Annotated in this window: 13 protein-coding genes; 2 read left to right on the forward strand and 11 right to left on the reverse strand. The window is 64.9% G+C overall.

From position 1 onward, the window contains the following. Window positions 1-172: 172 nt before the first annotated feature. On the forward strand, window positions 173-1072 hold the full coding sequence (locus ACZ1A1_RS11195) for a GntR family transcriptional regulator (protein ID WP_463619986.1): 900 nt from the start codon (window positions 173-175) through the stop codon (window positions 1070-1072). A gap of 51 nt (window positions 1073-1123) precedes the next feature. On the opposite strand, the gene ACZ1A1_RS11200 is transcribed toward ACZ1A1_RS11195, so the two are convergent. From ACZ1A1_RS11200 to ACZ1A1_RS11230, 7 genes are read right to left on the reverse strand one after another with little or no spacing between them, the layout of a single operon-like run. Next, window positions 1124-2173 (reverse strand): ABC transporter ATP-binding protein, encoded by a 1050-nt coding sequence (locus ACZ1A1_RS11200; protein WP_463619987.1) that lies wholly within the window; start codon window positions 2171-2173, stop codon window positions 1124-1126. After that, window positions 2173-2751 carry a P-loop nucleotide/nucleoside kinase family protein gene (locus ACZ1A1_RS11205; protein ID WP_463619988.1) on the reverse strand — a complete coding sequence of 193 codons (579 nt, stop codon included), beginning with the start codon at window positions 2749-2751 and terminating at the stop codon, window positions 2173-2175. Before ACZ1A1_RS11205 ends, ACZ1A1_RS11200 begins: the two co-directional genes overlap by 1 nt. A 6-nt stretch (window positions 2752-2757) precedes the next feature. After that, window positions 2758-3603 carry a class II fructose-bisphosphate aldolase gene (locus ACZ1A1_RS11210; protein WP_463619989.1) on the reverse strand — a complete coding sequence of 282 codons (846 nt, stop codon included), beginning with the start codon at window positions 3601-3603 and terminating at the stop codon, window positions 2758-2760. Further along, a complete protein-coding gene (locus tag ACZ1A1_RS11215) occupies window positions 3600-4400 on the reverse strand; it encodes an ROK family protein (RefSeq protein WP_463619990.1) in 801 nt (266 codons plus the stop codon). The genes ACZ1A1_RS11210 and ACZ1A1_RS11215 overlap by 4 nt, the downstream gene beginning before the upstream one ends. After that, complete coding sequence (locus ACZ1A1_RS11220) at window positions 4397-5215, reverse strand: carbohydrate ABC transporter permease (protein WP_119254740.1); 819 nt, start codon at window positions 5213-5215, stop codon at window positions 4397-4399. The genes ACZ1A1_RS11215 and ACZ1A1_RS11220 overlap by 4 nt, the downstream gene beginning before the upstream one ends. Further along, complete coding sequence (locus ACZ1A1_RS11225; RefSeq protein ID WP_463619991.1) at window positions 5208-6092, reverse strand: carbohydrate ABC transporter permease; 885 nt, start codon at window positions 6090-6092, stop codon at window positions 5208-5210. Before ACZ1A1_RS11225 ends, ACZ1A1_RS11220 begins: the two co-directional genes overlap by 8 nt. 11 nt (window positions 6093-6103) lie before the next feature. Then, window positions 6104-7369, reverse strand: a complete 1266-nt coding sequence (locus tag ACZ1A1_RS11230) for an ABC transporter substrate-binding protein (protein WP_463619992.1) — start codon at window positions 7367-7369, stop codon at window positions 6104-6106. Window positions 7370-7498: 129 nt separating this feature from the next. Between ACZ1A1_RS11230 and ACZ1A1_RS11235 the strand changes: the two genes are divergently transcribed. Continuing rightward, window positions 7499-8365 (forward strand): MurR/RpiR family transcriptional regulator, encoded by an 867-nt coding sequence (locus ACZ1A1_RS11235; protein ID WP_415215138.1) that lies wholly within the window; start codon window positions 7499-7501, stop codon window positions 8363-8365. 284 nt (window positions 8366-8649) lie between these two features. On the opposite strand, the gene ACZ1A1_RS11240 is transcribed toward ACZ1A1_RS11235, so the two are convergent. From ACZ1A1_RS11240 to ACZ1A1_RS11255, 4 genes are read right to left on the reverse strand one after another with little or no spacing between them, the layout of a single operon-like run. Next, a complete protein-coding gene (locus ACZ1A1_RS11240; RefSeq protein WP_463619994.1) occupies window positions 8650-9777 on the reverse strand; it encodes an NAD(P)/FAD-dependent oxidoreductase in 1128 nt (375 codons plus the stop codon). Between the two features lie 39 nt (window positions 9778-9816). Beyond that, a complete protein-coding gene (locus ACZ1A1_RS11245; protein ID WP_463619995.1) occupies window positions 9817-10824 on the reverse strand; it encodes a Gfo/Idh/MocA family protein in 1008 nt (335 codons plus the stop codon). A 19-nt stretch (window positions 10825-10843) separates the two neighbouring features. Next, the gene (locus ACZ1A1_RS11250) at window positions 10844-12352 is read right to left on the reverse strand and encodes an amino acid ABC transporter permease/ATP-binding protein (RefSeq protein ID WP_463619997.1); all 1509 of its coding nucleotides are present in this window, start codon (window positions 12350-12352) and stop codon (window positions 10844-10846) included. A gap of 60 nt (window positions 12353-12412) precedes the next feature. Further along, window positions 12413-13249: an ABC transporter substrate-binding protein gene (locus ACZ1A1_RS11255; RefSeq protein WP_463619999.1), complete on the reverse strand. Its 837-nt coding sequence runs from the start codon at window positions 13247-13249 to the stop codon at window positions 12413-12415. Window positions 13250-13427: the final 178 nt, after the last annotated feature.

Below are 13427 nucleotides of genomic sequence, written 5' to 3' on the forward strand. Positions count from 1 at the left end.
AGCTCGGAGAACTTGCCGGCAAGACATGCCCGCGAAACGGAATTTCCTGAAAATCAGCCGTTTTTCACCTATTTTACGGTGCAAAATCGTGCAGAAGCAGCAACGAGAAGTTTGAAAAACGCACAGGTTGCCTGTATGATAGGCAAATAACAGTACAATTTTCTTTCGGACTATGGACAAAAATCCCCGTCAAAACCGCTACCTCCTCGCAAATCGCATCGTCGAACTGGCGCGCGCCTCGCGTTTCCAGGTGGATTATCACCTGCGCGAGCAGCAGCTTGCCGACGTGCTGCAGGTCTCCCGCACGCCGATCCGCGCGGCATTGATGCTACTGGCGGAAAGAGGCGTGGTGGAGGCCCGCAAGAACAAGGGCTTCTTCATGAAGATCGGCGCCGAGGCGCTCGGCCGGACGGAAGTGGAGGTCCCCAGTTCGCCGCAGCAGGATCTCTATGCCCGCATCGTCGAGGACAGGCTGACGCACCAGCTCGGGGAGACGGTGGGGCAGGCGGAAATCTCCCGCCGCTACGGGGTCGAGCGCAACGTCCTGCAGAAGACGCTCTCGGCCCTGATGGCCGACGGGCTGATCACGCGCGGCCCGGGGCGCAACTGGACCTTCCAGCCGACCCTCGACAACAAGTTCGCGCTGGACGCCAGCTATGAATTCCGCTGCGTCATCGAACCGTCGGGCATCCTGATGGACAGTTTCCGTACCCATCCGGCCGCGCTCGAACATATCCGCCTGGAGCATTTGAACCTCCTTGCCCGGCCGGATTTCAACAGCCTGCCGGCGCGCCAGCTCTTCGAGCTCGACGCCAGCTTCCACGAAACCATCGCGGAATGCTCCGGCAACACCTTCCTGCTCCAGTCCATCCAGCACCAGAACCGCCTGCGCCGCCTGCTGGAATTCGCCAGCTACACCAACGGGCGGCGCGTGCGCGAATGGTGCCAGGAGCACCTGCGCATCATCACCGCGCTCCAGGAGGGCGACCGCGCGCGCGCGGCCGATCTGATGAAAAGCCACCTCGAAAGGGCGAAGGCCAGCGCCGAGCGGACGAAGCGCGAAGGCGCCTGACCGGATGTGCGGCATCGCCGCGCGAAGGATGGGGAAACGCGCACCGGCACCCTATCCAAGCCGCACCCCGCTCTCATCGAAGACATGCCACGCCTCCTTCCGGAAGGAGACGTGGACCGTCGATCCGATATCGACAGTCGTTCGCTCGCGCATGCTGGCGAGGATGCGTTCCCCGGCGATCTCCAGCGACAATACCGTTTCCGACCCCGTCGGCTCGACGAGAAGGACACGGGCCGGAATGCCGGCAGGGTCGATCTCCACATGCTCCGGGCGTATGCCGAAGACGATATCGCCCGAGGCTCCCAATGCGCCTGTCGCCGTCGCGAGGACGGTTCCGTCCCCGGCGACGAGCAATCCCTGCGACACGCTGCAAGGTATGAAATTCATGGCGGGCGAGCCGATGAAGCCGGCGACGAAGCGGTTGACGGGGCGATCGTAGAGGTCGAGCGGGCGGCCGACCTGCTCGATCCTGCCATTGCGCAGCACGACGATCTTGTCGGCCATGGTCATGGCTTCCACCTGGTCATGCGTGACATAGATGGACGTCGTCCCGAGCCTCTGGTGCAGGTCCTTGATTTCCTGGCGCATCTGCACGCGCAGCTTGGCATCGAGGTTGGACAGCGGCTCGTCGAACAGGAAGACCGCCGGCTTGCGGACGATCGCGCGCCCCATGGCCACGCGCTGGCGCTGGCCACCGGAAAGCGCGCGCGGATAGCGCGCAAGAAGCGGCTCCAGGCCGAGAATGGCGGCGGCGGAGCGAACGGCCCTGTCGATCTCGTCCTTCGGCAATCCGCGCAGCTTCAGCGAGAAACCCATATTCTCCGCGACCGTCATATGCGGATAGAGCGCGTAGCTCTGGAAGACCATGGCGATGTCGCGGTCGCGCGGTGCGACGTCGTTGACGACATTGCCGCCGATCGAGACCGAGCCGCCCGTCACCGATTCCAGCCCCGCGATCATCCGAAGCAGCGTCGACTTCCCGCATCCGGACGGGCCGACAAGGGTCACGAATTCGCCGTCGGCGATATCGATCGAGACACCGTGGATGGTTTCGAGGTCGCCGAACCGCTTGCGGACGTCGGAGAGGGTTACGCTGGCCATCAGGTTCCACTTTCTTTCTTGAGCGGCGCGGCGTTCCCGCCCTCCGCCATATAGGCGACGATCTCTTCGACGATGCCGTCGAGCGCGCCCGTCATGTCGACCCTGATGTGCGGGATATCGAGCGGCTCGAATTCGCCATGAATGCGCGCGGCCTTTTCCGGGGTGCGCTGCGCCCTGAGGTTCGAGGCATCGGAAAGGCCGTTCTTCAACCGTTCGCTGATGACATCGAGCGGCGCGTCGCAGTGCACCACATGGACGCGCGCATGGTGCCGCTCCGCCAGCGCGACGATGCTGCGGACCTCGTGCGCACGCGAAAACGGCTTGCCGTCGATGATCAGGCGGGCGCCATCGTGACGGTGCAGGATATATTGCAGGACGGAAAGCAGCGCATCCGTCCCGACCTGGTTCTGATCGGGGGAATAGTCGAGATAGACATCCGGGAAGATCGCATCCCGGATCCTGTCGCGGCTGAGAATCTCCGCACCGATGCGCCGGGCCAGCGCATCGGCGAGCGTCGTCTTTCCGACGCCGGGCAGGCCCACGAGCAGGATGACTTGGGACGCAGGCGCTGCCGGCATGGCTCTTTACTCCGCGCGTCCGTTGGCGCCGAACATCCGCAGGCGGCGGTCGACGGCGATCTCGGCAAGCCTGCGCGACTCCGCCATCGGCTCGCGCGTGTCGACCACCGGGTCGGCGACGCTGTAGGCCTTGATCAGCGCTTCGCGGAAGCCGCCCTTGACGGCAGCGTCGATGTTGATCTTGGCGATGCCCGCCTTGACCACCGCGGAAACCGTCTCGGCGGGAACGCTCGTTCCCCCGTGCAGCACCAGCGGCATCTTGAGCGCGGCGGAAAGCTGCTCGACCAGCGGCACGTCGATCGGCGCGCCGTCGCCGAGAACGCCGGGCGTATTGCCGATCGAGACGGCGAGATAATCGACGCCGGTGTCGCGAACGAAGGCCACCGCCTCCTCGACCGTCGTCTTGCGCTCGATGACCTCGTCGCCCTCTTCCGCCAGCGTTTCGCCGATCTGCGCCTCGACGCCGACGCCGTGGCGGCGCGCCAGCGCAACGACCTTGCGCACGAGTTCGACATTCTCGTCATAGGATGCGCTCGACGCGTCGATCATGACGGAATCGAAGCCCGCCTCGATGCACATCCGCACCGTCTCGTAGTCGGCGCCATGGTCGAGATGGAGGATGAGCGGGACGGACGTGCGGTCGCGCGCGGCTTCAGCCATACCCATGAAATAATCGAGGCCGACATGCTTGAGGCCGCCCATCGTGGTGCTGAGCATCAGCGGCGCCCTCGCCTTCTCGGCAGCGCTGGAGATCGCCTGAACGGCCTCCAGGTGATGGGCGTTGAACATGCCCACGGCCCAGCCCTCGCGATAGGCCTTGTTGATCCAGTAGGTTGCGCTTTCTCTGATCATGATTGCTCCATCGATAGTAAAAGGGCGCCGCACAGGTTCGGGTCTGCCGCATAACTGCGGATCAGGCGCGGCTGGCTTGCTGCGGGATAGGTGAAGGCCGGAATGAGCGCGGCGAGCCGGTCGAGATCGAACCACGCCTGGTTCAAGGCGCCGCCGGAAAGGATGACGCATTCGGGCTCGACAAGCGTGACGGCATTGCCGATGGACAGCGCCAGACGCTGAAGGGGCACGTCGCTCGCCGACTTGTCCGCCTGCGCGAGGCCGGAGGCCTCGGTGCAAAGGCATCCCTGATGGCCGCAATAGCAGCGCGCGCCGGAGGGATCGACGATCATATGGCCGAAGGCGTTCGCGCCGCGCCGCGCACCGCGCCACACGCGGCCATCGAGGATCAGCGCATGCCCGATGCCCGTGCCGATGCCGAGATAGAGCGCGGAGGTCGCGCCTGCCGCGGCACCGAGCCGCGTTTCATAGGCAGCGCCGCAGAAGACGTCGGTCTCCACGAGAACGGGACAGGAAAAGGCATCCGCCAGAATCCGGCGCAGCGGCACATCCTTCCAGCCGAGGTTTTCCGAGGCGAGGAGATAGCCCTCGTCATCGACCACCGCGGCGACCGAGACGCCGATCGACTGCGGCCGGGCGGTGCCCCATTCGCGGATGAGGTCGGACAGCAGGGCGACGAAGTCGGCCGGCGTCATTCCGGGCACGCGGCGCGAGCGGTGCTGGTGGCGCCATTCGCAGCCGGACTGCGCGGCCGCCACACGCACATGGGTGCCGCCGAGATCGATCGCATATCTCATTTGACACCCGATGCGACGGCGCCTTCGACGAAATACCGCTGGAGGCAGAGGAAGAAGATCGCGGTGGGCAAGGCGCCGAACACGGAAACCGCCATGACCTCGCCGTACTGCGTGTTGAAGCCGGCCTGGAACGCGGCCATGCCGAGCGGAAGCGTGCGCAGCGTATCGTCGGAGGCGACGATCAGCGGCCAGAGATAGCTGTTCCAGGTCAGATTGAACGTCAGGATCGCGACCACGCCGGCCGTCGGCAGCACCATCGGCAGGATGATCGAGAAAAGGATGCGCGGCTCGCTCGCGCCGTCGATCCGCGCCGCCTCGATATAGGCGTCGGGGATCGACACCATCGCCTGGCGGAAGATGAAGATGCCGACCACGTTGAAGGCCGTGGGGAGGATCAGGCCGGCATAGGTGTTGGTCCAGCCGAAGGCGTGCACTTCGAGGAACAGCGGAATGACGATCGCTTCGAGCGGGATCATCACGGAAACGAGCACGATCATCCAGAAGAGGGGCGCGAGGCCATGACGGAACTTGGCGAAGCTATAGCCCGCAAGCGCGCTCAGCAGCACCGTCAGGATCACGGAAATGCCCGAGGCGAGAAGCGAGTTGAGGAGATAGACGAAGAACGGGCGCTGCGAGAAGGCCGAGACATAGTTCCTGAACCCGGCCGATCCGATCGAGAAAAGCGCGGTGCTGAAGATTTCCCGGCTCTCCTTGAGGGACGAGGACACCATCCACACGACGGGATAGAGCGTGAGCACGGCCCCGAGCAGCAGAATGGCGATGGCGCTGTAGCGCTGGAAGGCGGAGCTAGGCATTGCGGTCCCTCAGAAGCCAGATCTGCACGAGGCTGACGAGGAGGATGCCGCCGAAAAGCACGACCGAATAGGCGCTGGCGCGGCCCATATCGAGATAGCTGAACGACGTCTTGTAGATCAGAAGGGTCATGATCTGCGTGGAATTGGCCGGCCCGCCGTCCGTGACGATCTGCTGGAAGGCGAAGGTCTTCAGTCCGTTGACCGTGGACAGCACGACCGCCAGCGCGATGGTCGGCTTCATCGCCGGAAGCGTGATGTAGCGCAGGACCTGGAAGCCGCGCGCACCGTCTATCGACGCCGCCTCGTAATAGTCGCGCGGGATCGCCAGGAAGCCGGCAAGGAAGATGATCATGTAGTAGCTCGCCGCGTGCCACCAGCTCATGATGACGAGAGCGATCGGTGCGTAATTGCTGTTGTTGAGCCAGGGGATCGGGCTGCTGCCGAGGCTGGTGACCGCGTCGTTCATCGGTCCGTTGAAGTTGAAGATCAGCTTCCAGACGAGCGCGACCGAGACAATCGGCATGACCGAGGGGATGAAGAGAAGCGTGCGCCACAACCCGCGGGACGTCCGCACCTGCGTCAGCGCCCAGGCCATCACGAACGACAATCCCAGAACCGGCACGACGGTGTAGGCGACATAGGCGATGGTGATCCAGAGCGAGCTCATGAAGGCCCGGTCATGCGGCAGCGCGGCAAAGTGCTTGAAGCCGACATAGACCGGGTCCGACAGGAGATCGTAGTCATGAAGACTGATGTAGAAGGAAAAGAGGATCGGATAGAGCTGGAACAGCAGGATGTAGCCGAGGGCGGGCAGCGCGAAGACGATGCCCCAGACGGTCACGTTGCTCTGCCGGAAACGGCTCTGTCCGATCTTCATTGCTGCGGGCCTTACTTCTGCCGGACGGTGTCGATGTCCTGGGCGGCCTGGTCGAGCGCATCCTTCACCGGGACGCCCTGGGCGAACTGCTCGATGGCGGCCTTGATCGCGTTGCCTTCCTGCGTCCAGGTCTCGGAGCGCCAGACGAAGGAACCGTGCTTCTGGCCTTCGGCGAAGATCGCCGCGCCGCGGGTGTTCTTCGCCGTCTCGCTCTCGGCCCAGCCCTTGCGGCCCGTGACATAGCCCGTGGCGGCAAGGTAGCCCGCGCTGTCGGAGGTCAGGAAGTTGAGGAACTCGAAGGCTTCCTTCTTGTGCTTCGAACCTTCCGTGACGGCCAGCGCATAGGAGTTCAGGAGCGTCTTCGGATTGGCGGCGTCGAGCTGCGGAAGCGGGGCGACGACATACTGTTCCTTGACCTCGTCGGAGAACAGCGGCGGCGCCCAGATGCCGGCGATCGCCATGGACTGGCGGCCTTCGCTGAAGTCCTGCAGCGCGTTGACCGGATTGACGGTCGCCATGGTCGGCCCGCCGATCTTCTTGTCGATCAGCGTCTGCCACGTTTCGGTGAAGGCCTTGACGCAGGCATCCGAATTGATCGTCGCCTTGCCGTTCGCATCCACGACATCGCAGCCATATTGCTGGAGGATCGGCCAGTATTGCTGGGCGTACCAGTAGGGATCGAGGTTCCAGACCCAGTTGAAGCCGAGGCGCGAGCCGTCTTCCTTCGTCAGCTTTGCCGAGACGTCGAGCAGGTCGTTCCAGTTTTTCGGCCAGTTCGCCTCGTCTTCCGCATCGAGGCCGATCTCCTTGAAATGCGCCTTGTTGATGAAGAGCGCCAGCGTGTTGAACTCTTCCGGAACGCCGTAGACCTTGCCGTTGATCGTCAGGCCGGAGAGGGCCTGGGGCTGATACAACGCCTCGAGCTCGGCGGCGTCCTTCACGCCGAACGCGGCATTGTCGACTTCGGCCAGAATGCCGCGGCCGGCATATTGCGGGAACAGGTAGTCGAGAACGTTGACGATGTCCGGCGCGTTGCCGGCGGCGATCGCGGCGAGCAGCTTGACCTCATAGTCGCCATGCGGGTCGTCATGCAGCTTGATCGTGATGTCGGGATGCTGCGCGGTGAATTCAGCGGCCTTCTTCTCGATGAATTCGCGTGCCGGCGGATAGGTGTGGTGCCAGAAGGTCAGCTCGACGGCGGCGGCCATGGACGATGCCGACAGGACGGTCGCAGCAGACAATGCGGCAATATATGCGGATTTCCTGATGAAATTCATGATTTCCTCCATTGCTGACGGCCTCACTCCCGAGCCGTCCTCCGTCTTTTGCCTACATGACAATTTATGTTTCGCAAAATGTTTTTTTGTGCAATTTATGAAGCAAAATGCGTCAAAAACGAGGGTAAAATGACCTCCACAGGGGATTCTCTGCTCCACCGCGTCTCGCGCATGGAGTTTTCGGCCGCTGAAAAGCGCGTCATCGAGCTCTTGCTGAGCATTGCCGAATATGATGTTGCGGGCCTGCCCTCCTCGGCCATCGCCGAACGGACGGGCACGAGCCGCTCGACCGTCGATCGGCTCTGCAAGCGCTTGGGATACAACGGCCTCAAGGAGTTGCGCCGGGCACTGCTTCAGGAAAGCCGCAGCATGCAGGGGCCGGTCTCGACGAATGTGGTGTCGGACGCCATCGCCCATTCCGACAGTTTCGCGGAAATCGCCTACAAGGTGTTTCACAGCGCGTCCGTCCGGGCGCTGCGCTTTGCCGATCTCCTGTCCCATTCCACGGAGCTCGACCGGCTCGTCAATGCCATCCGCGACGCGCGCAGCGTGCAGGTCTTCGGCGTCGGCGCCTCGGCGGTCGTGGCGCTGGACCTGCATCAGCGCCTGATGCGTCTCGGCATACGTATCGCGTTCTCCGAGGACCATCACAACCAGATCGCCGGCGCATCCCTGATGGAACCGGGCGATCTCGCGATTGCCATTTCCTATTCCGGCCGGACGCGGCCGACCCTGCACGCCGCCCAGATCGCCAGGACGCGCGGCGCCACGCTCGCCGCCGTCCTCGGCGTCTCCACCTCCCCGCTGGAAGCCATTGCCGACATCCCGATCATCACCCCGCCGGGGATCAACCTGTTCGGTGCGGACGCCGTTATGACACGCGCGCTGGAGATCATGTTCAACGAGGTGCTGTTCCACTGCCTGGCATTCGGCAACGAGAAGATGATGCAGAATGTGTCAAGAATCGAGGAAGACCTGCGGGGCGAGCGGGGATGAAATGCATTTTTCCTCCCATGCAAGGAGCACGGCGCGGGGTGTTCGCACAACCGGAGGGCACTACGCGAGTGGCGAATTGCCAGCATCAGAGGAAGCAGCGACCGTGACGGCACGCGGCGCAGCGCCGGCAACGGTGCGGTCAATGCCACATCCGGCTTGCCGCCGGTCGCCGCGATGCGGGCGGCGACGCCGTTGGAGGAGCCACGCCGCGATGATCTGTGCCAAAACCCAGGTCATCGCAGCGATTTTCATGCTTCAGGCACCGCCCGGCAGGACATGCCCTTTCATGGCGCGAAGCGCTCCGGCCTGAAGGTCGCGAGCATGGGGTGCTCGGCGCCGGTGGCGACCTCATGGGCGAGCAGCTCGCCGACGATGAGGCCGAGCGTCGCGCCGCTGTGGCTGAAGGCGACATAGTAGCCCGGGATCGCCTTGAGCGCGCCGACGACCGGCTCGCCGTCGCCGGGGATGGGCTTGCCGCCGACGCCGATCGTGGCGACTTCGAGCCTGGGATTGCCCTCCATCACCTTTGCGGCTTCGGCCAGAAGGGCCGTGACGACGCTGTCATCGATATCGTATCCGCCGTCCGCGCGCGGCCGCACGCCTTCGTCGGCCGCCCAGTCGGCATCCAGCGCGAAGGTGCCGCCCGGCGCGGGGCGGACGGCGACGCGGGGCGTGTTGAGGACCGCGCGCAGAGGATGGACGAGCGGCCGGGTCTGCACCAGAAGGGCGACCGGCGTGCCGTCGCCGATGGTCTGCCCGCTCTCGGCGGCCATCCTCGGCACGGCGGGCCCGGTCGCCAGCACGACGGCATCGGCCGGGAACCGCTCACCCGTCGCCGTCTCGGCGCCGACGGCCCGGCCACCTTCGATCACGACGCGCGCCCGCCCCTGGTCCGTCACGAGCACGCCGCCGAGGGCGGAAAACTCCTCGAGAAGCACGCCGATCAACGCCGGCAGGTCGACCCAGCCCTCGCCGGGATTGAAGATCGCCCCCTGCGGCGTGATCGTGCCCCCATCGACGCCGGGCGTGACGCCGGCGACATCCGCGGCCGACAGCCGTTGCGCGTCATAGGCAAGCGACAGCTCATGCCGGTAGGCGGCGTCGATCTCGTTGCGCTCGTCGTCGGCATCCCAGGTCAGGCCGCCGTCGAAGCGAAGCCATTCGGCCTCGGGATGCCGGGCTGAGAGCGTGCGGTAGCGGTCGATGCCGGCCATGCGCAGGCGGTGATAAGGCTCCGAGCGCATGCGTGCCGAGTTCAGCCAGGAGAGCGAGCGGCCGGAAGCGCCGTTCGCCGGCGGGCCGTCATTGAGAATCGTGACGCGGATGCCGCGGCGGGCAAGCTGAACGCCGGTGGAGACGCCGAAGATGCCGGCACCGATGATGACGGCCGAGGAGATCGTATTGTCGGTCATGGGATTGTCTTTCGTTTGGTCATGCAGATGGACGGGCGGTCAGGGTTCTTCCCAGCGGCCGCTGACGGCGGAACGGAAGAGCGCGTCGATCACCTTCATATTGGCGATCGCGTCCTCCAGCCCCGTCTCGAGCGGCTTGCCGGAAAGGATCGTTTCAGCGAAGGCGTCGGCCTGCTCGCGATATTGGTCGACCGGCTCGATGGCGATTTCCTCGCGCCCGCCGCCGGCCAGGTCCCGGCCGTCGTCAAGCGCGAGCCTTGTCGCCTCGTCGGCCGGCGCATTGAAGGGGATCGGGATTTCCAGCCGCCCGCGCGTTCCGAGCACCGTGACCTTTTGCGTGAGCGCAAGCTGCGTGGAACAGGTGAAGGCAAGCTGCCGGCCTCCGGGAAACGCCAGCAGCCCGCTCGTCAGCCGGTCCGTGCCGAAGGCCGGGTCGCGCTCCATCAGCGCGACGGCCCGCAGCGGCTCGGCGCCGAACAGGAAGCGGGCCGTGTTGATGGCATAGCATCCGACGTCGAACAGGCCGCCGCCGCCGATATCCGCCTGGTTGCGGACATTGCGGGGATCGTCGAGATAATAGGAGAAGATCGTCTGGATCGCCCTCACCTCGCCAAGCCGCCCTTCGGCGACCAGCGCGCGCGCCTTCCTCCATTGCGGATGATGGCGCACCATGAAGGCTTCGGCGACCGGCAGGCCCGTTGCCTCTTGTGCAGCCGCCAGCGCCGTCGCCTCGCCCGCATCGAGCGCGATCGGCTTTTCGCAGAGCACCGGCTTGCCGTGTTCCAGCGCCCTGATGGTCAGGGGGACATGCAGATGGTTGGGCAGCGGGTTGTAGATCGCATCGATCGCGGGATCGGCAAGCAGGTCTTCGTAGCTGCCATAGGCCCTGGCGATGCCGAACCGCGCCGCCATCTCCTCCGCCCTGCCGGCATCGCGCGAGGCAATGGCGGCGACCCGCCCCAGCCGGCTGGACTGGATGGCGGGAATGACCGCCTTGGCGGCGATCCCGGCGCAGCCGAGAACGCCCCATCGTATCGTTCGTGTCATCTTTCTCTCCTGCCCCGGCTCAGAGCACTTCCGCAAGAAAGCGCTGGAGACGCGGGCTCTGCGGGTTGTCGAAGATCGCCTCGGGCGTGCCGGCCTCCACCACGCGTCCCTCGTCCATGAAGACGACCTGATCGGCGACCCGGCGGGCGAAGCCCATTTCATGGGTGACGACGACCATGGTCATGCCGCCCTTGCCGAGGTCTGCCATGAGGTTGAGCACGCCCTTGACCAGTTCGGGATCGAGCGCGCTCGTCACCTCGTCGAAGAGGATGACCTCCGGCTCCATGGCGAGCGCGCGGGCGATGGCGACACGCTGCTGCTGGCCGCCCGAAAGGCCGCCCGGGCGATGATGCTGGCGGCTCGCGAGGCCGACATCGGCAAGCCGCGCCTTGGCGATGCGCTCGGCCTCGGCCTTCGGCAGGCCCTTGATCTTCGTCAGCGACAGCATGACGTTTTCCAGGGCCGTATGATCGGGGAACAGGTTGAAGTGCTGGAACACCATGCCGACCCGGCGGCGCAGCGTTTCGGGCTTCATGGCGAGGATGCTCTCGCCGTCGAGCAGGATGTCCCCGCTCTTCGGCTCGACTAGTCGGTTGAGGCAGCGCAGAAGCGTCGACTTGCCCGAGCCGGACGGGCCGATGATGCAGGTGACGCTGCCCGGCTTCACCGAAAGGTCGACGCCCTTCAGCACGTCGAGCTCGCCATAGGCCATGCCGAGATGGCGCACGTCGAGGCTTCCGCCCTTGAAGGCGGCGCCGGAGGCGCGGGAGGCACTGTCGAGCTCGCTGACCTCCTCCAGCCCGCTGGTAACGAATGCCGGGCGCTGCTTGCCGATCCGCAGGCGGTTGTCGATCGCATTGACGACATGCGTGAGCGGCACGGTGACGACGAGGTAGAAGACACCGGCCAGCAGGAGCGGCGAGAGATTGCCCGTGACGACAGCCTGGTCCTGCCCGACGCGGAAGATCTCGCGCTCGCTTGCAAGCAGGCCGAGGAAATAGACGAGGCTCGAATCCTTGACGTTGCCGATGAACTGGTTGACGAGCGCCGGCAGCACGCGGCGCACGCCCTGCGGCACCACGATGAGCCGCATGCCCTGCCCGTAGCTCATCGACAGCGCCCGGCATGCCTCCATCTGGCCGCGATCGACGCTCTGGATCCCCGAGCGGAAGATTTCTCCGATATAGGCGCCGGCGATCAGGCTGAGCGCCAGGATGCCGAGCGGATAGGGCGACGGGCCGAACAGCTCCCGGCCGATCCGTGCGAAGCCCTGCCCGATCAGGAGGATGGTCACGATGGCCGGCAGGCCGCGAAAGACATCCGTATAGACACGGGCGGGAATGCGCAGCCACGGCGAGCGGGAAATGCCCATGATGGCCAGCACCATGCCGATGACGACGCCGAGCACCGTCGAGGCCGCCGCAAGGATCAGCGTATTCTTGAGGCCGACCGTGATCATGGTCGGCAGCACTTCGGCCATGGCGTTCCAGTCGAGGAAGCTGCGGCGCAGGTTTTCAAGCCAGTTCATCAGGAGGTCCCTTGAAAGAAGGACCGGTCCGACCGGCGGGGCCGGACCGGCAAGGCGGCATCACTGCTTGGGAAGATAGGCGTCCGGCATCGGCGTGCCCGGGAACCACTTTTCGTGCAGCGTCTTCCAGGTGCCGTCCTGCATGGCGTCGTGCAGGCCCTTGTTCAGCGCCTCGCGCAGCGCATCGTTACCCTTGCGGACCACGAAACCTGCCGGTGCGTCGAAGCTCGGGATATTGACGGCGATCTTCAGCTCCGAATAGCGGGCCGCGTAGTCCTTCGCCGCCTCGTAATCGAGGAAATGCGCATCGACCGTGCCGTTGTTGAGCGCCGAGACGGCGGAATTGTTGTCCGGGAACTTCACCAGGTCCGCGCCGGTGAAATTCTTCTCGGCATAGATTTCCTGCAGGGTGCCCTGCACGACGCCGAGGCGCTTGCCCTTGAGGCCGGCCGCATCGGTGATGCCCGCATCCGGCGTCATCACGGTCAGGAAGCCCGCGAGGTAACCGTCGGAGAAATCCACGGTTTCCTTGCGCTTGTCGGTCGTGCCGATGGCGGCCGCGGCGACGTCGAAGCGGCTGTTGGCGACCGAGGGCATCAGGGCGGAGAATTCCTGGCCGGTGAAGATCACCTGGTCCTTCCTGAAGCCCAGACGCTCGGCGACGTCGAGGAAGAGCTCGATATCGAAGCCGGTGAAGCTGCCATCGGCGGTCGTGAAGGCATAGGGCTTGGCATCGCCCATCGTGCCGACGCTGATGACGGCGGGATCGATGAGCCCGAGCGGGTTGTCCTCGGCCAGCGTCGGCGTCGCGGCGCCCGCCAGAACGCCGAGGGCCACAGCGAGAGCACCGGCGCGCAGCCGGGCAAAGGGGGAAGTGAAGGTTTCGGTAAAGCGCATCTGTTCGTCTCCTCTGGTGGTGTCCGAGATTTCTCCGGGCACACGGGCGCCACCCGAAATGCCGGAATTCCACGTTTCTTATTTGAGACCGGTCTCTTTCTACATTGAGACCGGTCTCTTTGACTTTTGGCAATTGTTATCTTCGCATTTGCCAGTCGTCAATATCTCTTGTAAGGCT

The sequence above is a fragment of the Shinella sp. R2-11 genome, assembly GCF_055330205.1.

Coding starts and splice junctions, on each gene's coding strand:
- ACZ1A1_RS11225 (WP_463619991.1), bottom strand. CDS start 6,092: ATGAAGATCGGACAGAGCCGTTTCCGGCAGAGCAACGTGACCGTCTGG.
- ACZ1A1_RS11240 (WP_463619994.1), bottom strand. CDS start 9,777: ATGACCGACAATACGATCTCCTCGGCCGTCATCATCGGTGCCGGCATC.
- ACZ1A1_RS11230 (WP_463619992.1), bottom strand. CDS start 7,369: ATGAATTTCATCAGGAAATCCGCATATATTGCCGCATTGTCTGCTGCG.
- ACZ1A1_RS11245 (WP_463619995.1), bottom strand. CDS start 10,824: ATGACACGAACGATACGATGGGGCGTTCTCGGCTGCGCCGGGATCGCC.
- ACZ1A1_RS11210 (WP_463619989.1), bottom strand. CDS start 3,603: ATGATCAGAGAAAGCGCAACCTACTGGATCAACAAGGCCTATCGCGAG.
- ACZ1A1_RS11255 (WP_463619999.1), bottom strand. CDS start 13,249: ATGCGCTTTACCGAAACCTTCACTTCCCCCTTTGCCCGGCTGCGCGCC.
- ACZ1A1_RS11195 (WP_463619986.1), top strand. CDS start 173: ATGGACAAAAATCCCCGTCAAAACCGCTACCTCCTCGCAAATCGCATC.
- ACZ1A1_RS11235 (WP_415215138.1), top strand. CDS start 7,499: ATGACCTCCACAGGGGATTCTCTGCTCCACCGCGTCTCGCGCATGGAG.
- ACZ1A1_RS11215 (WP_463619990.1), bottom strand. CDS start 4,400: ATGAGATATGCGATCGATCTCGGCGGCACCCATGTGCGTGTGGCGGCC.
- ACZ1A1_RS11205 (WP_463619988.1), bottom strand. CDS start 2,751: ATGCCGGCAGCGCCTGCGTCCCAAGTCATCCTGCTCGTGGGCCTGCCC.
- ACZ1A1_RS11200 (WP_463619987.1), bottom strand. CDS start 2,173: ATGGCCAGCGTAACCCTCTCCGACGTCCGCAAGCGGTTCGGCGACCTC.
- ACZ1A1_RS11250 (WP_463619997.1), bottom strand. CDS start 12,352: ATGAACTGGCTTGAAAACCTGCGCCGCAGCTTCCTCGACTGGAACGCC.
- ACZ1A1_RS11220 (WP_119254740.1), bottom strand. CDS start 5,215: ATGCCTAGCTCCGCCTTCCAGCGCTACAGCGCCATCGCCATTCTGCTG.